This is a genomic window from Filimonas effusa (genome assembly GCF_004118675.1).
Lineage (GTDB): Bacteria > Bacteroidota > Bacteroidia > Chitinophagales > Chitinophagaceae > Filimonas > Filimonas effusa.
Genome location: NZ_SDHZ01000002.1, coordinates 807,369 through 829,541 on the forward strand (window position 1 = coordinate 807,369; position 22,173 = coordinate 829,541).

Consider the following 22,173-nt stretch of genomic DNA (forward strand, 5'->3'; position numbering starts at 1 on the left):
CAGGCAAGCTGCTCAATTAATCGATTGGTTAATACATGCTTTAATACGTATTTGACATTGTAATTAAAGCAGGCACAAGATATATTTACAAACTTTTTATTTTTTCACGACTTGTTATGCTTTTTTCACGATCTGTTTTACACCATTCTCTAGGAGCAGCGCCGTGGATTTTTTTAAAGTCGATACTGAAATTGGGCAACCTGTTGCGATAGCCACATATAACAGCAACTTGCTGAATCGTATGCCGTTCTTCGGACAACAAAGCAGCGGCGGTTTCAAAACGTTTTTGCAGCTGGTAATGAATAATGGTGCAACCAACGATTTCCCTGAAGGCGTTGCGGATCATATTCTGTCCTATTGTTGTTTGCAGCAATAAGTCGGGCACTGTTTTGCGGCTAAGTGGGTGTTCGTCTATATAATGCTTTAATACAAAAACGGCATCGACAACCGCAGTTGAATAGTATTTGGGAGATACTGGCATAAGCAATCGTGTTTTAGCAATCGTATTTTCTTGCAATTCGACTATAGGCAGCGTTTTGTTTTTCATACCTCAGTCATTGCCAGTATTGATGGTTGTTTCATACGGGCAACAGTTATTAATACGACCAACTGCGAATAACACCTCCGGGGCAGAAAAAAAAGTTAAAACAGATGCAGAAGAAAAATAGGGGCAAAAGCAAAATTCCCCTACATTTGCAGCCCCGGTAATATCGGGACGCTACCGCGGATGTGGCGAAATTGGCAGACGCACTAGACTTAGGATCTAGCGGAGCAATCCATGTAGGTTCGACCCCTATCATCCGCACGAGTTGAATTTCAACGAATTAAAAAGACTGTCCGATGGACGGTCTTTTTAATTTTTATGTGTTTTCAAACGAGTTTCAAACATTCGGAAATAAACCGGATAACTCTTATAGGTAACCGTAACCCTGACTTTACCGAGCCTATCTTTTTTTCAATCTAACTTATAACAGCGGAAACCTACCAACACCCGTTTGCTTGTTAGCACATTGCAGAGAATTCACAATCCATTTTCTGGGCATACGATATTCGCAGTATGCTTCCAGCGTTTTCAAGATCCGCTTTGGGGTAAACTTTATGTGCCGAATAGATCAGCAAGTGGCAGTTTTCGTCGCCAATTGTATTTCATGCAGCTTTTTTTGTACGTTAGCTATACGAAAGCAACCTGGCTCGGTTTCTCCCGGTTTAGTTTATTGCTATTGCACGAAGCTGTTTTTGGTTAGCTGCGACTTCAAATGAATCTGCTAGATAAAGGGCAATATTTAGGAACTACATTTGGTGATTTTATCTCCAATGATCTTTCAATTATCGGAAGCGTTCATCAAAAATCTGAATCACAATTTCACCAGCACAAGAATGCCTACTTAAGCATTTTACTACAAGGTATTTACATAGAAACTTCAAAAGCAAACAGCATACGTGTTTTCCCAAGTGAGATTATTTATCGTCCAGCATTCTATGTTCATAAAAACACTTTCGAAAGCGCCAATGTAAAATGTTTGAATATTGAGTTCAGTGATGAATGGTTCAGAAAATTAGATATGAAGCCTCTCAGCAATATGGTGTCATTTAATAAAATAAACAATTTCCCATTTCTATTTCAGCTCATTACAGATTTTGTTCATTACAATCATATTGATATTGCAGAAGACCTGTTACTTGATCTTACAACCAAACTTATTTCAAAGCCATCAATTTGTAAGCGAATTCCCTGGATAGAACAACTAATTGCCATTATTGACAATGAAACCGAATGCGTACATTCCCTGAAATCTCTTTCTGAACGAATTCATCAGCATCCCAATTATATGGCAAGAGCTTTTAAGTTGAAAACCGGAATGTCTATAGGGCAATATCAAATAGAACAAAAACTTAGCAAAGCCACGAAAGAACTACTGTTAACATCTTCAAATATTGTTACAATCGGGATTAATAATGGCTTTTTTGACGAAGCACATTTCATCAAAACTTTCAGGTCCAAATATGGCATAACGCCACATCAATTCAGACGACTTGTAAAAAGTTAATCTGATACAATTTTACCACCACACAAAAACTCATTTTTGCAAAAAGATGAAATGAAAATTATTTGTTCAATTTTACTAGTCTTCATACTAACCAATTATTCTTCAGCCCAAACAGATAGCATTGACTATAAAAACGTGTACAAATATGCGCTTGACGGGGAAGTAGGCAAAGCTGTTGAGATTCTAAAGAAAAGCGACACAAATAATGTATTAGATAAAAAAGGCGAACAATTCCTCACCGAAATGAAGCTACGGTTTTTCTATGAAAATGACCAAAGCGATTACCTGAAAAAGCACGCTTCCACAATGGATAGCTTGCTGATAATTTACCGTGACTACTGGAGAAAATCATTATTAAGCAATAGCAATTATGATTCTTTACTCATTAAAAATTTGTATCATTTTCTTAAGAGGAAATACCCTGCCGTAAAAGAAAATACGGACTCTATAAGTACCTATTATAAAGAATATATTCACTCTTTGGGATACCATACTACTGAATTTGGCAGAACCGGCAGGCTGTATGATTTATTAGTTTGGAGAACTGAAACAGACACACTTTACCATATTAAAAACAAAACGGCAAACTTGTCTGTTCCAGTTGTGTTTATGGAAGATTTTATAAGTCTGGGCTGGGCGGAATATGCTACATTAGGAGAATATCATTCTTCAGGCTGGACAACAAAAAGCAAACTGTATTGCGTAAAACATAAATACGATTTGAAGAGTGAAAAGTTCCTGATTTCATTTTTAGGACACGAAGCACAGCATTTCCAGGATTATATCGATTTCAAAGATCTATCATCACCAGAATTAGAATACAGGGCGAAGCTGGCCGAACTTTCTTCGGCAAAAACCAGTATCTACAAGCTTATTAACTTCTTTATCACCAACAGCAATTACCAGAGCGAAAACGGGCATTCTAAAGCCAATTATTATGTAATCAGCCATTTATCACAATTCCTTTTTAAGAATGATTTTGAAAACAGTATTCAACGGTGGAAAACCATTAAACCACAAAAAATAAATAAAGCGGCCTTAACATTATTAGATGAGAATTCCACCTTTTTAAGGCGAAAGGAAAACAACATACACGATTCAAGATAAATGGCAAATTCCAGATATAAAATAAGAGCTTTACATGCCCTTCTTTTCAACTCCTCATTCTTTCAGCACTTCAACACATCTGGATAAGACCTCTTTATTTTCCAGCCAAGGAGGGATTATTGATCCTGTCCCCAATCCCGGACATCGCTAAAGTAGAGGTTTCTGGCTCGCCCCTATCATCCGCACATTGTTTTTCAATGAATAAGAAGAGGCCGTATCGTACTTATGATACGGCCTCGTTTTTCTCGGGTACCTGATGGAGAAGGGTTTCCGTTTAAGCAATTCTCAGCGGCTATTTTTATTTATGAGCCACCCTCTCCTTTATTTTCAGGTATCACTGATTGACAATCAGCGGTTTGCTTTACGCTTTTTTACTTCTGCTACAAGTTTTGAAAAGGATCTATCGCGTTTACGTTTTTCGTGTTCTGAAGCAGAAAAATGCCAGGCTTCCCGCCGAAGCTTCAGATAGCTTTCATAAACTTTATGGCTTAATGTACCATTACTTATTGCCTCCAAGACCGCGCAGCCCGGCTCGTTTATATGTTCGCAATCTTTGAAACGACATGACCCGGCATAATCAGAGATATCCAACATTCCTGCAAGCGCATCGGGATCGTCGAGCGCCAAGCCAAATTCACGAACGCCAGGCGTGTCGATTAAAACACCCGATCCATCCAGCAAGACCATTTCACGACGGGTAGAAGTATGCCTCCCTTTTCCCGTAGACTGGCTGATAGCAGAGGTTAGCAACGCTGCCTTCCCACAAAGCGCATTCACCAGTGAGCTTTTGCCTACTCCTGATGAGCCGACCAGTACCACTGTTTCACCTTCGGCAATGCATTCCTTTAACTGCGTAATGGTTTGAGGCTGATGAATACTTACATACAATACCAACATCCGGCCAGCCAGGTGTTTGACCTGTTCTTCAATTTCATATTTATCAAAATCCAGATCAGCTTTATTAAGCACCAATATGGGCTTGATATTTTCTTCCAGGATCTGAACCATGAAACGTTCGACCTTCCGAACATTGAAGTCATCGTCAAGACCTTGTACAATAAAAGCTTTATCGACATATGAAGCTATGGCTTGTTTGCCGGCAACTGTTCCGGTCTTCCTGCGACACAATGTCCGTTCGCGCGGTAACATATCAACTATCACTCCTTTATCCTCATAGAATGGTTGAAAAATAACCCAATCGCCTACGCAAGGCAATTCAAAGTCCGATTTACCGAACATCATATTCCCTGTTAGTTCACATTGAAACAACCCGTTTTGAGCAATAACTTCATAACATGTTTTGTGCACTATGGATACACGACCATGGGCGAGATTTTTATAGGCAGCTCTTTGTTTTACCTGGTTTAGCATATCATTCCAACCATATGTATTTAAATTAATCATGGCTTTTATCTTTTACTTTGAAAAAACATAGCCGCAGAAGTGTTTCTACCTGAGGTATAACTCTTGCCAATGACGTTACAACGTCATGAATCTTGCAGCGATATTTATTGAAATGCAGGAACTGTTCCCGGAAAGGTTTATCCGGGAATAAACGGAGGGACAATCTGTATCAGAAGAACAGATTGTTTACTACACCAAATCCGACTTATGTGAAATGTTAGTCATCCGGCAAAGTTATATAAATTAAAAAGGTCCGACGGGGCGGGCCTTTTTAATTTTTTCTTAGCGTCAGTGTATTTTAACAAGCGTTATTGTTTTTTTGATCATTCCCTGGCTGACTTCAATGATGTATATACCGGGTTTGTATTCTGCTCCAAGCTGCAGCGTGCTTTGGCCGGGGGCGCTCTGCTTCGCTTCGATGGTGCGCCCAAGGAGGTCGAATACTTTTATGTATACATTACCTTTTTGAGGGCTGGCATTAATGGTAAGCCTGGCTGAGCCTGACGTTGGATTGGGAGCAAGCCCGAGTTGCAACGGATTTCCCTGGCCATTTCCATCTTTAGGATCAAGAAGATCGTTAATAATGGTTTCCAGCAAAGACGAGCCGTTGTTAATGCTGATATTACCTCCTGCCAGCGTGAGTTCTTCTGTGCAGCTGCCATTCCAGTTACTTGCAAACCATAGTTCACCTGCTTTTGTGGTGACTGTAATTGCAAGCGCATCGGTGGCGCCGGCATTATTACGATCGGTCATTTCCATCGACATTACGGCATCTGATTCTACAGCTACCGGAGCTACAGGATTGGTGATGTCGCGGATCACTGCTTTACCACTAAACTTAGCTCTGGCCGGCAGGATACCCAACCGTGGCATTACTGATAACGCAGACAGCAGTTCTCCTTTTACCTGATACACATGCAGTCCATCTGATTCTGTACGGCGGATGATTGTATTGAAGCTTCCCTGCAGGTTTTTAGTACCGCGCTTAAACTTAATGTTGAAACCAAAATTGTTCAGACTTCCGGCATCACCTGCTTTTTTACCAGCTGACCGTGTGAGCTTAATGGCTCCTCCGCCGCTCACAAACTCGCTAAGGGATTTCGCTATTGTAACAATGGTATTGTCTTCGGAAACATTACGCTGGTAGTATCCAGCGACCTGGATACCAATAGTAAAATCTTTTGCATTGCTGCTACCAATATTGGCGTTCCAATGACAGGTAGCCACACCTACCCTGCTATCATTTGTATCGGGAAGCGTTACGGGAACAGTTGCTATTACCATATTTGTTTCGCGATCGATGAACGAGACCTTTGCGTTACGAATGTCGCCGGCAGATGAATCTGTATTTCCGGAGATACCTTCGCCGGTGATATCGCGGATGATGGCGCTTAATGTTACTGTTGCTGAAGTACCTGAACCAGTGTTTGCAAATACAGTTCCTGTGTAGCGGGCCCTGGCATCTTCCGGCAGGATGAGATAAGGAATACTATCTATAGCGGGCAAAAACAAACTATCGCCGTTAAAGGAAGATGTAAGCATATAATCAAGCGCCGGGTGCTGTGTTACCAGCAGGTTTGCCATGGCTTTACCGGCGGTGTTGGTCACTGCACTTATGAGCTGGCTGCCGAGGCTAAAACGAACAGATTTGCCGGATAATACAGTGCCAGTCAACTGATCGGTCAGAGCTGCGTTCAGGAACTGTTTATCAGAATATTGTTGCGAGCTATCGCCGGAGTACACCAGTTTAGCGAGCCGTTTTTTAACTGTTACCGTTGTTTTTGCCTGTGCCATGTTGCCACCGGCATCTGTAACGGTAAGTGTAATTGTATCTATGCCTGCGTTTGCGGTTGTAAATGTATTGGGTGATACACTTATGGTGAATTTCCCGCTATTGTCTGAAGAACTATCATCAACCTGTGCGGCAGTTATAGCGGCAATGCCATCGAGGTTAAGCAAGACCTCTACTGCTTTGGCGCGGGCTACCGGCGCTATAACATCCCTGATAGCACCAGCCTGCCCGACAACAAAACTGCCGAAGCCGGTATAGTTGGTTACAGTTGCATAGTATGGGTTTGCCGTTGTACCGGCACCGGAAACAATTGCCGGCAATTCTGTCCAGCCTGTGTCATTGAATCTGCCTTGTGCTATTGTGGCGGCAGGATCGAGGCCGGCGCCCTGGCTTTCTGTTACCCAACCCAAGCCAATTGACAGCCTGGCCGCAGCAGGCGTTGCCGGTATAACAGCATATTGCCTGTTCACTACTTTTGTGCTATCAGAAACGGGATAACCTATTGCCGTTTTAATACCTACTCCAATAATATCAGCCGTTCCGCTATTGTTTAGTTTTACCGGGCTGAAAATATTACCGGCACCAACCTGATAAGTAACATCGCTGGCGCTAACTTTTGTTTTCAACAAACCTCCTTCTGCGATATTAAAGAAAACTACCTGCGGAAAGTTTTTATTGGTTGCTACAATATTAGTAGCTGTATTACCTGACCCGATTGTTCTGGCTCCTGCATCTACCACACCACCCGCACCTATATTAAGTAATACAGTGCCGGCCGGCGCTGTTGTTGCAGCGGTGATAAACCGGATAGCATTCCCCATCAGCCATGTTCCATTTATGTTGACAGTAACAGCACCCGGTAAAGTTGCATGCGCTACAACACAGGAAGTACCTGTTGTGCGCATATCAAGTGTTCCGTTGATGTTGAAAGTATAGCTTCCAAATTCGCCTATGGTGTTGGTTGTTGGGCTACTGCCGGCCTGAAGGTAACCGGAGCTGCCCATTGTAACGGTTTTTCCTTTATTGATCGTGATTGTAATGCTGTCGTCGTTTTGCGGGTTTCCTGTCCATGGCAGCGTAGTGGCAGTTGAATAGTTTGCACGCATATAGCTTGCCAGGTTAAGATCTGCATCTACCACAACTTCCATCGTTTGCGCCATATTATTCACCGTAAACGTATTGAGATAATAGCTGCCAGTGCCGGTGATATAGACTTTGCCGCTGACGCGGTATCCTTCAAAATTCGTCCTGTTTGTTGCGATGGAAGCGGAGCCTACCGTGCCAAAATTATTCATGCTGGCAGCCACACGCAACGTACGCTGTGCAGCAGTACCGCTGGCGCCATCGCTGGTTCCGGAAGCAAGGGTCGCTCCCTCTTCCACTACAAGGTTGTTTACAGTGGTAGTAGCATTCAAGAGCACTGTGTGCCCTGCCTGTATTGTTACTGTTGGGGTAGCGCCGGATGGAGGCGTAGCCGTGTTATTCCAGCTATTGCCATCGAACATTTCCCAGATAGCTGTGGTTACTGTTGCATTGCCCCAATTGCCACTGGCAGCTGAACGATAATCGCCTGCTGTAAGCATTGGGATATTAGCTGTTTTAAAATTCCACACGGTACCCGTTGTTGTACCATTGCTATTTTCAGCATCGATACGCCAGTAATATTGCGTATTGGGGGTGAGCGCTGCAGCAGTAAATTTTGGTGTACCGGCTGTTACTTCGCCCAGTTTTATCAGCGTATTTTCACTGGCGCCCAGGTAGATCACATAAGTATCGGCATAATTACCTGCCCAGCTAAAAGCAACCGACTGATCGTTGAGCAGGATATTACCGGCATTGTTGCCCGGAAAGGGATTAGTTGTAACGGACGGCATGGTACCTGCAAGCGGTGTAGTGATCGATACCACCGGACTATATACAGACATACTCAACGGGCTGTGGGCTTTGATGCGATAGAAGTATGTTATGCCGGACTGCAGGCCAACATCGTTGTAAGAAGTTGTATTTGCAGGGGGGTGAGCAACATCGGTAAAGTTTATATTATCAGCGCTTCGTTCCAAGATGAAGTAGTCTTCGTTGTCTGAATTGTCGGTCCAGCTGCAATTTATAACGCCGGGCAAACCAGGTGCGGCCACGGGGGCGTTCAGGATGAGACCGGAAGGCGTTTCTACAAAACCGGGGGTTTGTACAGCCAGCTCTCCTGTAGCGGGTTTAAATGCCCAGAGCAAGTTGGGGCCCGGCGTGGCGGGTTCGAACCGGGTAATGGTTCCGGCTATAGCGCCCTGTACATTGAAAATCCTGAATTTATCTCCTGAAGCCGGCGTACCTGTAAAGCTGATCTTCAGCTTACCACCATAGACGATGTCCTTTGCAACAGACAACGTATCGCATGTGTTATTGTTTTTGTTGATATCGACCGTTATAACAGCAGATGACTGCAGTGTAAGTTTATCTTTGAGGGTTAGTTTACTTATTGTACTATCGCCGGGTTCCAGCGTACCGGCAATAGCCACTTCGGCGGCTATTACTCCTTTGCCGGCAAGTGTGGCTTCTTCTTCGACCGTTACTTTGCCAGCGCCGGCATTGTTTCCGTTTACAATTAGTTTTCCTGCTTCAACGGTGGTGGTGCCTGCGTATGTGTTATTGCCGTTTAAGCGCCAGCTGCCAGTTCCTGTTTTTATAATGGTAGTGATGCCATTAACGTCGGTTGTAGCACCATATAAATGGTTGTTGATACTACCGTTAAAGGTTTCATTTGTACCTATCCCACCTACTACGTAGGTAGTTACGCCATTACCAAAACTCGCCGTTTTTGTTCCGCCGCAGGAAAGCCATGTTCCTGCATTACCTGACAGGCCGCCGATGGAAAAGACGTTGTTGTTACTAAAGGCAACGATCTTGGTATTACCTGTGATGACCAGGCGGTTGTTAGGGAAACCGGCGCCATTATCGATCGCAAGCAAGCTGTAACCATCGGCGGTATTTATACCATTTGCCACGAGGGTACCGGTAAAGTCGCTCCAGTCGCCCTGGATAATTTCTCTCAGGTAAGGGATGGTGTAGTTGAGCGTACCAGCGCCGTGCACTGTCATTGAAAGGTTGGCAACGGGATCGGGCTCGAAGCCGTTGGCAGTGCCCTCCTCTATGTATAATTGCAGCGGATAGTTCTCGTAAATAGAATTGCTGCCATTGGTGGTACGGTAGGTACCGTTATGCAAGCGCAACACATTTGAAGTTCCGATGCCCTGGTTATTATCGATAATATCACCTGCCAGTGTAGCACTGCTTACAGGGCTCACTTCCAGTGTACCGCCATTGATCACTGTTTCACCTATGTAGGGATTGGCATTCTTCAACACCAGTTTTCCGGGGCCAGACTTGATAAGTCCTCCTTCACCAGACAAGACGCCACTAAAAGTGACAGTGCTTGCGCTATTGGCCACATTGAACCCGGTAGCAGCATCCAGCGCTACATTCCTGTCGGTAGTGGTTGTGTTGCCGGAATAGCGCCACTCTCCTCCTTTCCAAACCCAATTAAAAGCGTAGTTGGCTGAAGCGCCAATGGAGCTGGGCATGCCACCGTTTGCCAGACTGTTGAGTTCGAAAATACCATTGTGCAGGACAGTAGCACCTGTGTATGTATTGCTAGTAAGCAGCGCAACTTTGCCGCTGCCAGCTTTGTTCATGGACCTGGTGCCGGTGATGTAACCCAAACCTGAGAAGGTATAGTTACCGGCACTATTCACCAGCATATCGCCTGTGGCCATTGGGGCGGTGATGTTCACATTTTTTCCGGCCGCGCCTGCTTCCGGAAAACTAATGGAGCTGCTGTCTGAAAAGGCTACGGCCATACCGGAGCTATCGGTCCAGTTCCTGGTTAATTTATCCCAATCCTGGCTTAGTGCGCCTGACCAGGTTAATAACGGTTTGAAGGTGGCGGGATCCAGGACCGGCACTTCCACGGGTTTGGTTTTGGCTATCAGCTCATTTGAATAGCCCGATTCTCCGAAGGCATTGAAGGCTTTCACACGAAATGTATCTACTTCTTCGGGCTGCATACCTGTTATCGAGCAATAGTTTTCATTAATGCTTGTTGTTCCAATTTGCACCCAGGCGCCGTTGACCATTCTTTCGACTTTATACCCCTGTTCTTTTTCGGTGTAGTCGAGCCATGAAAGATGCAGGGTGTTGGATGTGGCGGAATCCTGTTTCAATTTCATCGGGGCCCTTAAGTAAGCCTGGCTATTACTTGCTGTAATGCTATTGATATAGTTTTCTATGTTTGTATAACCGGAGGCGGTTATCATCATTGCATCATTGGCAGACGGGTTGGTACCATTGGCTGTTTCCCAGGCGTCGGGCATACCATCGTTATCGGAATCGATGCGGGTGTTACCAGGCCATAGCGTCCAGGTTGCGGGTGTGCCAAAAGGAAGCGTATTTTCATTGGCGATCAGTTCCCCTTTTTTTCCAAAGGATCGTACTTCGTTCAGCACATAATAATCGGCATAATCGCGATAAGGGAGGCTGGCGCCTACAACCGGCAACAGCGAATCGACCAGCAGGTTTGCGGGCAGGGTGGGCACTGCGGGGAAAGGAAAGGGAGCAGCCTGAAAATCGGGTGGTCCTACGTATTCGCCGGGCGGGATAAGATAAGGATCGAACAAGCCATTACGGCTGCTATCGAAGATATTGCCAGAGGCATAGATATGATAGTTCAGATTTCCGAGGTTAAACGGCGGCACCCCGTTGGCAGGGCCTTTGATGAAACAACTGTTAATGGCATTGGCATAGGAGTGACCTTCCGATTCGCCTCCCATGATGTAGGCACCATCTTTCCAGTTGTATATGATGTTGTTGACATATTGATTGACCCCTTTTATTTTGTTGTTACGGGTACTATTGCCGGCATAGAGATTACGATACAGTGTGATGCTGTCGGCCTGGATGAGTCCGCCTGCCGAATGGGTCAGCAATCCCTGGGAGATCATACAATTCTGGAGGGTGATATTTTTGGCTGTGGTGGAGTTGATAGAAAAGGTTTCGTCTCTTCCCCAGGAGAAAGAGCAGTGGTCGATCATGATATCGTGGCCGTCGGCGATACCACCTGCATCTTTTCCATCATCGCCGACGATCCCCATTCTTATCCTGAGGTAACGGCAGATGGTATTGTTGGCGTTTGAAAAAGACCAGCCATTTCCGTAGACGGTAATACCTTCACCGGGGGCTGTTTGTCCTGCTATATACAGATTAGCGGCGACAATCATCCGGGAAGTGATCTTTATGACGCCGGCGACATCAAAGACGACGATCCTGTTTGGCTGACTGAGGGCGTCGCGCAGGGAGCCAGTGCCGTTGTCGTTCAGGTTTGTAACGTGATATACCGATCCATATCTTCCTCCGACGGCGTATTTACCGAAACCTTCGGCGCCCGGGAAGGCCGGCGTTTGGGCATAAGTCTGGAGAACGGATAGAAAAGCGGAGAGACAGATAAGACATAGCAGTTTCAGCTGCTTAAGCGTGTAGCATTTTTCCATGGCATTTCGCAATTGTGACGTTATTCAAATTGGTTCAATCGTTGGATATCCGGCTGCAAGCGTTATAAAAATGATGACCGGACTGTTACAAACGTACATACCAGGGTACAGGAAGAGGTTCTTATATGTGCGGAAAAGGTTTGATGCGGTACAGGACCATGTATTTGACGAAAAATGCAGGGGGGGGGTAATTGCCGGGAAAACTTTTCGAGCCTGCCCAGTGGATAAGGCCAACAAAGGCCCCGGCGGGTACCTGTTACTGGTGGCATAGTTTTTTTCCTGCTTGCAGAAAGCAAGTATATGTCTTCATCTTACCCATCATTGATACCGGAGCATTATACCGGAGAGGAAACAGAAACCAGTTCGCGTTATCATGCGGAGGAGCGGGAACAATCAACGGCTGTTTTCCGGGAGGCCTTCCGGAGGTTGAAACAAGTAAATAAATGGAAGGAATGGAGTGGAAGCCTGTCATCTTCCTTTGAGCTGATTGACAAGACCGGTTCACCTGTGAACGGTGAAGCGGAGGTGGGGTTGTATATCCGGATCGACATACCCGGGCCCGGCAATAATGCGGGGGATGGGTATGACTGGGTTTATATTGAGAAGCTGGAGTATATAGGCGTGAATGATGACGAAGAGTGGGCGGTAATGATTGCGCGTCCGGCGGAGCCACCGGGGAAGGATGAAACGGCTCATTTTCTTACAGATAGGGCTACCAGTTCTTTTGTCATTCACCGTGATACCCTCGAGGTAAAGGCTACTGTACTGGGCAGGAACGAAATTCCCAATACGGAGAGCTCAGGAATTGTTGACATTGTACGGAATGCCATTGTAGGCTCTTCGGGGGCGATTGGGGTTTCGAAGCTGCAATGGAAGGCATTAACGGCAGGCCTCCTGGAAACGACGTAACATAAGGCCGCAGTAAGATAGCAGTACCAGGCATGTTAAGAACAGCCAGCTTTTCTTAAATTGCCGGTTAGAAATTCTAAAACTGCTTATGGCACATCATAACACCCTTAGACAAGATAAGACCTGTGAGAACTGCGGACACCAAGTTGAAGAGATCTTTTGTCCTCATTGCGGACAAAAAAATGTAGAAACCCGGCAAAGCTTTGGGCACCTGATTGGTCATTTTATAGAGGACTTCACGCATTACGATACTGCATTCTGGAAAACGATCAAGTTCCTGTTGTTCCGGCCTGCACGTTTAACAAAGGAATACCTGGCAGGTAAACGGATGAGTTTTGTATTACCTGTAAAGCTTTATATTTTTATCAGCTTTATCGCCTTCTTTATGCTGGCTATTGCGCAAAGCCGGAGCCGGTCTGCAGAAGCTCATGAGACCACCCATGCCGTTGCAGCAACCCAACATGCTCCTAAAAAGCAGTTCAGGTTCAATGGTGTAAAAGTAAACTCGGCGCATGAACTGGATTCCGTGGTCGCTGCTAACGGATATACCCAGGGAGGGATCTTTCACTGGTTCATTAAAAAAGTATATGACGTTAGCCAGAACAATGCTTCGGGGGAACATTTCAGTGAAACCTTTACTCACACCGTGCCGAAAGTATTGTTCCTGTATATGCCTTTGTTTGCTTTCTGGCTTTGGCTGGTACATGGCAAAAAGCGCTGGTTATTCTTTGATCATGGTATTTTCACGCTTCATTATTTTTCGCTGCTGTTATTATTAACGGCTATCGGCGCCACGCTGGAGGTGTTATTGTCGTTTGTATTCAACAGAACGGTAGTGAATGAGGTTGGTGATATAACAGGCAATCTCATTTTCTTATATGCCTGCTTTTATTTGTTTGCAGCCCATAAAAAAATGTACCAGGAAGGCGGGTGGGTATCGGCGTTGAAATGCCTGCTACTACTACTTATCAATACTGCCTGTATCATTGTTGCCGTGCTATTGATTATAGCGTATGTTTTGTACAGCGTGCATTAGGTTGTTCCGAGGATGGCTATTTGATCCAGTCTTTGATGAAGCGGATGAAGGCTTCTTTGTGGCTTTCGCCGACGGGAATGTTCATGTCGTTGATCTGGACTGAGGTTTTGGTGATGGCGGAGATCTTGCCCAGGGAGATGATGTAGGAGCGGTTGACACGCATGAACTGTGAGGATGGGAGTTTTTCTTCCATACTTTTCATAGTGTTGAGAGACATGATGCTTTTGCCGCCTTCGAGATGAACTTTGACGTAATCTTTTACGCCTTCGACATAGAGGATCTCATTTAAGAAGACTTTCACCCAGCGGAACTCTACTTTAAGGAACAGGTAGTCCTGTTCTACTGTGACGGTGCTGGCTGCTGCTTTTTCGAAGTAGGATTTGGCTTTTTGTGCGGCGCGAAGGAATTCGTCGTAGTTAAAGGGTTTGAGCAGGTAATCCAGTGCATCGACCTTATAACTTTCCAGTGCGAAGTTATTATATGCCGAGGTGAAGATGATACGCGGGGCGGTATCGGATCTATCCTGACTAAGGATCCTAGCCAGTTCCATACCGTTGAGGTCGGGCATCTGGATATCCATAAAGATGACCTGTATTTCGAGGCTATGCAATGCTTTAAGGGCTTCTATCGCGCTGGAGTACCTGCCTTCCAGTTTGAGGAAAGGGGTTTGTTCAATGAACTTGCATACCAACGTAAGCGCCAGGGGTTCATCATCGACTGCTATGCAATTTAATTGTGTCATCTATAATACTAATTCAAGGTGTACGTGAAACTGGTTATTATTAACAGGGCCATAAGACAACTTATGCCTGCTGGCATAAACCAGGTTGAGCCGGCGGATGGTGTTGGTAAGCCCAATACCTCCGTCGTCGATAGCTGTCACTCTTTCTTCAAAGATATTATTATTTACATCTACGGTGAGCAGGTTGCCGTTTTGTTGTATTACGATATCTATCCTGCTTTGGTGAATGGTGCTTACGCCATGTTTAAAAGCATTTTCGATAAAGGGCAGCAACAGCATGGGGGCTATTTCATGATCGGTGAATGTGGCCGGCGCTTCCAGGTTCACGGTAGTAAATTCGCTCATGCGCAACTGCATTAGTTCGATATAATCTTTTACGAAATTAACTTCTTTACTGAGGAAGGTTACATTGTTCTGTGTTTCGTATAAGAGGTAACGCATCATACGGGAGAGCTTATGTAAAGAGGTTCGGGAGATCTCTACATCGATGAACGTAAGTGCGTAAATATTATTAAGCGTGTTAAAGAAGAAATGCGGATGGATCTGGGCTTTCAGGAAAGAAAGTTCGGCATCGAGCTGTTTTTGCTGCATTTGCTGGCTATGCAGGCGCTCTTCCTGCCAGATCTGAACAATGGCAATAACGGTGCTGATGCAAATGATCATGATGGTGGTAAGCAGCAGTGAGGCATCGAGGTTGGTCCAGCCTCTCAGATTAAGGTTGAGCTTGGCTCCCATTCCTGTTTCGATAGCTGCTTTCAGAATTTCTCCTACCCCGAACTGGTAGTCTATCAACCTGCTTACGACCTGCATTCCGAGGATCAATGTTGCGTGGAGGACGAGGAAGTAGGCACGTTTTTGTTTCCGGAAGAGTTTAGGTACAAGGATCTTGGCATTCAGGTAATACACCCCCATCAGGAGAAGCAGGAGGAAAGTTTGCTTCAGCCAATATTCTTTCGGTATAGGGAATCCGAGCGTAAGGGGGAGATGTGCGATAAAGATAAATGCGAGCAAAGACCATAGCAGGGCTTGTGCAAGCATCGATGTATATTTTCCTGAGCTCACCATATAAAGCATTCTTAATGCAAAAGTAAGTTTAGAAGGGCAGTGATCAGTTTTCAACCTGCCAAAGTGGTTCCAGAGCCGATGAAAAGCCGTTTTTGAGATACCTAACGGGGAAAAGGGCCGATCGCAGCCGGTAAATCCTATGGAAAGGGCTATTCGTCGGTTGTGAGCGTCGGAAGGTCAAATAGTTGGAAACTGCGCGTTTTCATCGCGTTCCTTTGTTTTATGAAATACCATTTATTTACTTCCCGGAAGGCCAGGTGGCTTTTATTCATGCCATTGCTACTGCTATATCATACAGTGCCTGCGCAGGATCTTAGTTTAAAAGATGCCTTACAATATGCATTACAGCACTACACCGCCGCGCGTAAGGCAAAGCTGGAGGTAGAGAACAGTGCATATAAGATACAGGAGACCAGAGCAGCTGCTTTGCCCGAGGTGAGCGCCAGCGGCGGTTTGACCTATAATCCTTTGTTACAGTTAAGTGCGATACCTGCGGAGTTATCGCCGACAGGGAGCGCCACACTGATTGCGTTTGGACAGAAGTGGAATTCGAATGCGGGTGTTAGTTTAAGCCAGAAGTTATTTGACCAATCGGTATTTACGGGATTAAAAGCCACCAAGGCCACCAGGGAATATTACCTGTTAGCCCAGCAACAAACGGAGGAGCAGGTGCTGGAGCAAGTGGCCACCGCTTATTACCAGGTGCTGGCCCAGCGGCAAAAGGTTGCTGTAGTTGACAGCAATATCCGGACTACTACCGAGATGCAACGCATTATAAAGGGACAGTATGAAAGCGGTTTAGCGAAAAGGATCGATGCGGACCGTGTTGCTGTTAATCTCAACAATTTAAACAGCCAGCGGCGGCAATTACTTAGCGAGGTAAGTCTGAAAGAAAACCAGCTGAAGTTTTACATGGGTTTACCGATACAAACGCCGATCATTATTTCGCAGGATGCGTTAGTACATATTGTGCCCCGTGCTATTGCCGACGGCGACTCTGCGGTTGTAACGCAGCGCAGCGATTATCTTGTGTTGCTAAAGCAGGCGGAGTTACTAAAGTTCCAGAAGCAAGCGACAGAGGCGGCCTACTACCCCAGCTTATCATTGGCGGGCAATTATAGTTATCAAAGACTTTCGAACAGTTTTCCTTTTGGCAAATCGGGGCCTTCTTCACCGGGCTGGTTTGATGTTGCTTCTGTTGGGTTAAACCTGAAGGTGCCTATTTTCAGTGGTGGCGGTAAAAAGGCCAAGGTGCGGCAGGCTGATATCGACGTCAGGAAATTACAGGAAGACATCACAGATGTAAAGCAGTCGCTTAACCTGGCGTATGAGAATGCCAGGAGCCAGATCAACAACAGCATACTTACGCTAAATACGCAGGAGGCCAATGTGCAGCTGGCACAGGCGGTATTCAATGATACGCAGAACAATTATAACCAGGGGCTGGCCACTCTTACCGACCTGCTGGATGCCAGGAATGATCTAACAGAAGCGCAGAACAATTATACAGGCGCTTTGCTGGATTATAAGCTGGCTGAGATACAAATGATAAAATCAAAAGGACAAATCAAATCATTATTAAACTAATTATATGGGAAAGCCCTTAAGAATAATCGTAACAGTATTAGTAGTAATAGCCGTTATAGCGTTGATAGGCTGGGTACTCAGCAGTAACAAGAAAAAGAATGAGGCGCAAACTGCGGCGGTAGCGGAAACAAACAGCGCTGCCATTGCAGTAACTGTTGACACGGTAAAACGTACGCAGCTGGCGTTGAGCTTTGCTGCGAATGGCAATTTTATGGCTGCAAGCGAGATTAGTCTTGCCGCCGAAAAATCGGGCCGTGTTACCCGGATACTTGTTGATGAAGGCAGTTATGTAACGAAGGGGCAATTGCTGGTAACGATAAAGATGAACCAGCTTTCTGTGGAGCTGGACAATGCGAAGGCCAGCTATGCCAATGCCCTTCGGGATAAAGAAAGATATGAGAATGCATTTGCTACGGGTGGGGTTACACGCCAGCAGCTGGACCAGGCGATACTCACCCTTAAAAATGCGGAAGCCAAAGTACAGCAGGCGGCTATTTCGATTGACGACGCCAATATACTGGCGCCATTCAACGGCGTTGTCAACAAACGTCATATAGAGCCGGGCGCTGTGCTTTCGCCAGGCACAGCGCTTTTTGACATTGTAGATGTGTCGAAGTTAAAGCTACAGGTGCTGGTGAATGAAAGCCAGGTGGTGCTGCTGAAAAAGGGCGACAATGTTAAGATCAAGGCAAGTGTATTTCCAGATAAGACGTTTGACGGCGTGATCAGCTTTATTGCTGCGAAGTCGGACGAGTCGCTCAATTTCACTGTTGAGCTGGAGGTAAAGAACCAGGGAGAGAACCTACTCAAGGCTGGCATGTATGGCACTGCCTCTTTCGAGTTTCCTGCAACCGCTCCTGCGATCGCCATACCACGCAGCGCTTTTGTGGGCAGTGTAAGCAGCAACCAGGTGTTTGTGCTGGACAAGGACAAAGCCCGGATAAGAAAGGTAACAGCAGGCCGTATTACCGGTGATGTTGTTGAAGTGCTGGACGGTTTATCGGAAGGTGAGGTTATCATCAGCAGCGGCCAGATAAATCTTGTAGACGGCAGCCAGGTTCAGACTGTCAAGTGATCACAGCATAAAAAGCAGCAATGAAATTAGCAGAAATATCCATAAAACGCCCTACCCTGGTAATAGTACTGTTTACGGTACTTATAGGCGGGGGCATACTCAGTTATACTTCGCTCAATTATGAGTTGTTACCCAAGTTTGCGCTTTCGACGATATCGATAAGTACGGTGTATCCGGGCGCTTCGCCCAGTGAGGTGGAGAATACGGTGACGCGTAAGATAGAAGATGCGGTATCTTCTATGGAGAACATTAAAAAACTGGAGGCGAAGTCTTTTGAAAGTTTATCAACGGTTACGATTACCCTGAATACCGGCGCTGATGCGGACTATGGTCTTAATGATGCACAGCGGAAGGTTAATGCGATACTCAAGGATCTGCCTGATGATGTAGATCCGCCTTCCCTGCAGAAGTTTTCGATCGACGACTTACCTATCATTACGTTATCGGCGTCGTCGTCTATGGAAGCGGGCGCTTTTTATGACCTGATGGATAAGCGCATAGGGCCTGCTATTTCGCGGGTACCGGGTGTTGCGCAGGTTAACCTTGTGGGTGGACAGGAAAGGGAGATACAGGTGAACCTGGATGCGGAGCGTTTACAGGGTTATCATCTTTCGGTAGCACAGGTACAACAGGCGATACTCAGTTCCAATCTTGATTTCCCTACAGGTAGCGTACAAACGAGGGAGCAGGACATTCTTATCCGTTTAACGGGTAAATACCGGAATGTTGAAGAACTGCGTCAACTGGTTGTTGCTACCACCAATGGTGTAGCTGTACGTGTTGCGGATGTAGCTGATGTACAGGACACGCAAAAGGATGTAGAGAAGCTTGCACGGGTTGACCAGAAGAGCGCTATCGCGGTACAGATCACCAAACAAAGTGATGCCAATGCGGTTGCTGTGAGTGAAGCCGTACAGAAGATCGTTGCGCGGCTGGAGAAAGACTATGCCGTCAATCATGTTAAGCTGAGCTTTGCGAATGACAGTTCCACCTATACGCTGGAGTCGGCCGATGCGGTTATTCACGATCTTATACTGGCGGTGATACTGGTTGCTTTTGTGATGTTGTTTTTCCTGCATAGTATCCGTAACTCCCTGATCGTAATGGTATCTATTCCGGCTTCACTGATCGCTACTTTTATAGGGATGCAGTTACTGGGCTTTTCACTGAACCTGATGTCGCTGCTGGGTTTATCGCTGGTGGTAGGGATACTGGTGGATGACGCCATTGTGGTACTGGAGAATATTTACCGGCATATGGAAATGGGTAAGAACCGTGTAAGAGCTGCCTATGACGCTACGCGGGAAATAGGTTTCACGGTAACGGCCATTACGCTGGTTATTGTGGTGGTGTTTCTGCCTATTGCCATTACCACGGGGCTTGTATCGGATATCTTAAGGGAGTTTTGTCTTGTGGTTGTTATCGCGACCTTGTTATCGTTATTGTCGTCGTTCACGATTGTGCCCTGGCTATCGTCGCGTTTTGGCAAGCTGGAGCATGTGAGCAACAAGACCCTTTTTGGAAGGCTCATCCTTGGTTTTGAGAAGGGACTTGACAAGTTCACCAGTTTCATCACACGTTTACTCAACTGGTCGTTACGTCATAAGATCATTACGCTGGTGACGGTGCTGGCATTGCTGGTTTCTTCGTTCTTTTTACTGGGAGCGGGTTATATAGGCGCCGAGTTCTTTCCGAAGAGTGACAAGGGTGAATTCCTGGTGCAGATTGAGATGCCGAAGGATATTGCGATCGAGCAAACGAACCAGATGGCCTTACGTGCGGAGCAGTTTCTGAAGAAGCAGAAAGAGGTTGTAAAGATCATTACCACTGTAGGCCAGGCGAGCGGTGATGTGGGCGCTTCGCAGTCGAGCGCTTATAAGGCGGAGCTGGATGTATTTCTTGTTCCCAAGTCGGAGCGTGAAGATGATTCGTACTTATATGCTGCGAAAATAAAAACGGCGTTACAAAAGGAGCTGGTTACTCCTAAAATAAAAACTGCGGCAGTAAACATATTGGGTACTGCGGAACAGGCGCCGCTTGCATTAGTTGTAATGGCTCCCACGCTTGATACTGCGATGGTATTTGCGGAGCAGGCGATGCAATCGCTGCGTTCCATCAAAGGCGCTACCGAGGTTAAGTTATCGGTAGAAGCGGGCAATCCCGAGATCAACGTAGAGGTGGACAGGGATAAGATGTCAGCGCTGGGGCTTACTTTACAGGAAGTAGGCACTACGATGCAAACTGCTTTCAATGGTAATACCGATGGTAAGTTCCGGGCGGGAGAATACGAGTATGATATCAATATCCGTTTCAGCAGTTTCAACAGGGGTTCGGCAGAAGATGTGAACAACCTGCTATTTATCAATAGCCGCAAGGAGCAGATCAGGCTATCGCAGTTTGCAACGGTGAAGCAGTCGTCGGGTCCGAGCCAACTGGAAAGAAGAGATAAGAGTGTTTCTGTAACCGTGGAGGGGCAAACCGTTGGGCGTCCAACAGGTACGGTTCAGGCGGAATGGCAGGAAGCCATCAACAAGCTGAAGCCTCCAACAGGCGTTACTTATGTGTGGGGTGGCGACCAGGAAAACCAGGGTGAGGGTTTTGGCACTTTAGGGATTGCGTTACTGGCTGCGATCATACTGGTATACCTGATCATGGTGGCGTTGTATAACAGTTTTGCGTATCCCTTCGTGGTGTTGTTCTCTATTCCTTTATCGATCATAGGAGCTTTACTGGCATTGGGTTTAACCAATAATACGCTGAACATATTCACCATATTGGGGCTGATCATGCTTATTGGTCTTGTTGCGAAGAATGCGATCATACTAGTAGATTTCACCAACCAGCGAAAGGCTGAGGGTGAAAGCACCGAGCAGGCGCTGATACAGGCCAACCATGCGCGTTTGCGCCCGATATTGATGACTACCATCGCTATGGTGATAGGTATGATCCCTATTGCGATAGCAAAGGGTGCGGGCGCTGAATGGAAGAACGGCCTGGCCTGGGTTGTCATTGGTGGTTTGATAAGTTCATTGTTCCTGACATTGATAGTTGTGCCGGTGATGTATTCCATCATCGACAAGCTTAGTAATAAGTTCGCCAAAAAGGATAAGCAGTCGATAGATGCGCTTATGACAGCCGACTACACGCCCACTGAGGTCGGCGAAGATGGCTTCTCACATTCTCATGTTCAATGATGAATGCAACTCCCTGTGTTCAGCCATGGGGAGTTTTTTTATTACCAGCAATTCTCGGCTATGAACACATCTGAACAACTGCTGATAACCGGGCAAAAGCTGTTCGGTAAACTTGGAATAAAGGCGGTGACGGTAGACGATCTATGCAACGATCTGCCTATTTCGAAGAAGACGTTTTACAAGTTATACGACGACAAGAAGGAGTTTGTGCTGGAAGTAATGCGCTATTCGATCAAGCAGCTTAAAAGAGAATTGATTGCATGCAGGAGGAACTGCGACAATGCGATAGAGATGTTGTTTGCGCAGCAGGATATTTTATCGGGATTCTATGAGATGCGGCCATTATTTGATCCTGAGTTCCTGGAGCTATGCCCGAAGGCTGTACGGCTTATCATTTCATTCCGGGAGGTATTTCTTGCTGCAGGCATCGAGCGGAATTTGAGAGAAGGAGTAGCGGCAGGGCTTTACCAGGAAGCGTTTGATTTGAAGGAAGTGACGAAGGCCTTTTTGCTGCTGATAGATATACTGCTGCTGACCAAGGGTCCGGACAAGGCAGCAGCAAAGGGGGCGCTGATGATATTTATCAATGGGATCACCACGTCTTGCGGGAGAGCGCTATTAATGCAGATCAGGGGATAAAGGAAGTAAGCAGAAGAAGATGTTTTTAACACCAACCA

General features: G+C 45.9%; 13 protein-coding genes and 1 tRNA gene. 9 read left to right on the plus strand and 5 right to left on the minus strand.

Translation table 11 applies throughout. From position 1 onward, the window contains the following. Positions 1 to 85: 85 nt before the first annotated feature. On the minus strand, positions 86 to 481 hold the full coding sequence (locus ESB13_RS14555; protein WP_164974218.1) for a helix-turn-helix domain-containing protein: 396 nt from the start codon (positions 479 to 481) through the stop codon (positions 86 to 88). A 242-nt stretch (positions 482 to 723) separates the two neighbouring features. On the opposite strand from ESB13_RS14555, the gene ESB13_RS14560 reads away from it, so the two are divergent. The 3 genes from ESB13_RS14560 to ESB13_RS14570 all read left to right on the plus strand — a co-directional run bounded on the left by ESB13_RS14560 (position 724) and on the right by ESB13_RS14570 (position 3,155). After that, positions 724 to 805: transfer RNA gene (locus tag ESB13_RS14560), tRNA-Leu, on the plus strand. Positions 806 to 1,256: 451 nt separating this feature from the next. Next, a complete protein-coding gene (locus ESB13_RS14565) occupies positions 1,257 to 2,048 on the plus strand; it encodes a helix-turn-helix transcriptional regulator (protein WP_129004375.1) in 792 nt (263 codons plus the stop codon). 36 nt (positions 2,049 to 2,084) lie between these two features. Then, complete coding sequence (locus tag ESB13_RS14570; RefSeq protein WP_129004376.1) at positions 2,085 to 3,155, plus strand: hypothetical protein; 1,071 nt, start codon at positions 2,085 to 2,087, stop codon at positions 3,153 to 3,155. Between the two features lie 348 nt (positions 3,156 to 3,503). Here ESB13_RS14570 and rsgA read toward each other — a convergent pair whose 3' ends face one another. Then, positions 3,504 to 4,559 carry a ribosome small subunit-dependent GTPase A gene (rsgA, locus tag ESB13_RS14575; RefSeq protein WP_129004377.1) on the minus strand — a complete coding sequence of 352 codons (1,056 nt, stop codon included), beginning with the start codon at positions 4,557 to 4,559 and terminating at the stop codon, positions 3,504 to 3,506. Positions 4,560 to 4,847: 288 nt separating this feature from the next. Next, positions 4,848 to 11,888 carry an autotransporter-associated beta strand repeat-containing protein gene (locus ESB13_RS14580; RefSeq protein WP_129004378.1) on the minus strand — a complete coding sequence of 2,347 codons (7,041 nt, stop codon included), beginning with the start codon at positions 11,886 to 11,888 and terminating at the stop codon, positions 4,848 to 4,850. 300 nt (positions 11,889 to 12,188) lie between these two features. On the opposite strand from ESB13_RS14580, the gene ESB13_RS14585 reads away from it, so the two are divergent. Continuing rightward, positions 12,189 to 12,797, plus strand: coding sequence for a hypothetical protein (locus ESB13_RS14585; protein ID WP_129004379.1), 609 nt, complete (start codon positions 12,189 to 12,191; stop codon positions 12,795 to 12,797). A gap of 88 nt (positions 12,798 to 12,885) precedes the next feature. Then, positions 12,886 to 13,833, plus strand: coding sequence for a DUF3667 domain-containing protein (locus ESB13_RS23965; RefSeq protein ID WP_220399684.1), 948 nt, complete (start codon positions 12,886 to 12,888; stop codon positions 13,831 to 13,833). A 16-nt stretch (positions 13,834 to 13,849) separates the two neighbouring features. On the opposite strand, the gene ESB13_RS14595 is transcribed toward ESB13_RS23965, so the two are convergent. After that, positions 13,850 to 14,575 (minus strand): LytR/AlgR family response regulator transcription factor, encoded by a 726-nt coding sequence (locus tag ESB13_RS14595; protein WP_129004380.1) that lies wholly within the window; start codon positions 14,573 to 14,575, stop codon positions 13,850 to 13,852. Continuing rightward, entirely contained in the window at positions 14,576 to 15,613 is a 1,038-nt protein-coding gene (locus ESB13_RS14600; protein WP_164974219.1) for a sensor histidine kinase, read from the minus strand. Between the two features lie 249 nt (positions 15,614 to 15,862). Here ESB13_RS14600 and ESB13_RS14605 point away from each other — a divergent pair, with 249 nt between their 5' ends. The 4 genes from ESB13_RS14605 to ESB13_RS14620 are packed head-to-tail and all read left to right on the plus strand — an operon-like array spanning position 15,863 to position 22,135. Beyond that, positions 15,863 to 17,227 (plus strand): TolC family protein, encoded by a 1,365-nt coding sequence (locus ESB13_RS14605; protein WP_220399685.1) that lies wholly within the window; start codon positions 15,863 to 15,865, stop codon positions 17,225 to 17,227. A gap of 4 nt (positions 17,228 to 17,231) precedes the next feature. After that, the gene (locus ESB13_RS14610; RefSeq protein WP_129004382.1) at positions 17,232 to 18,302 is read left to right on the plus strand and encodes an efflux RND transporter periplasmic adaptor subunit; all 1,071 of its coding nucleotides are present in this window, start codon (positions 17,232 to 17,234) and stop codon (positions 18,300 to 18,302) included. 20 nt (positions 18,303 to 18,322) lie between these two features. Beyond that, the gene (locus tag ESB13_RS14615; RefSeq protein WP_129004383.1) at positions 18,323 to 21,496 is read left to right on the plus strand and encodes an efflux RND transporter permease subunit; all 3,174 of its coding nucleotides are present in this window, start codon (positions 18,323 to 18,325) and stop codon (positions 21,494 to 21,496) included. Positions 21,497 to 21,556: 60 nt separating this feature from the next. Then, a complete protein-coding gene (locus tag ESB13_RS14620) occupies positions 21,557 to 22,135 on the plus strand; it encodes a TetR/AcrR family transcriptional regulator (protein ID WP_164974220.1) in 579 nt (192 codons plus the stop codon). Positions 22,136 to 22,173 lie beyond the last annotated feature (38 nt).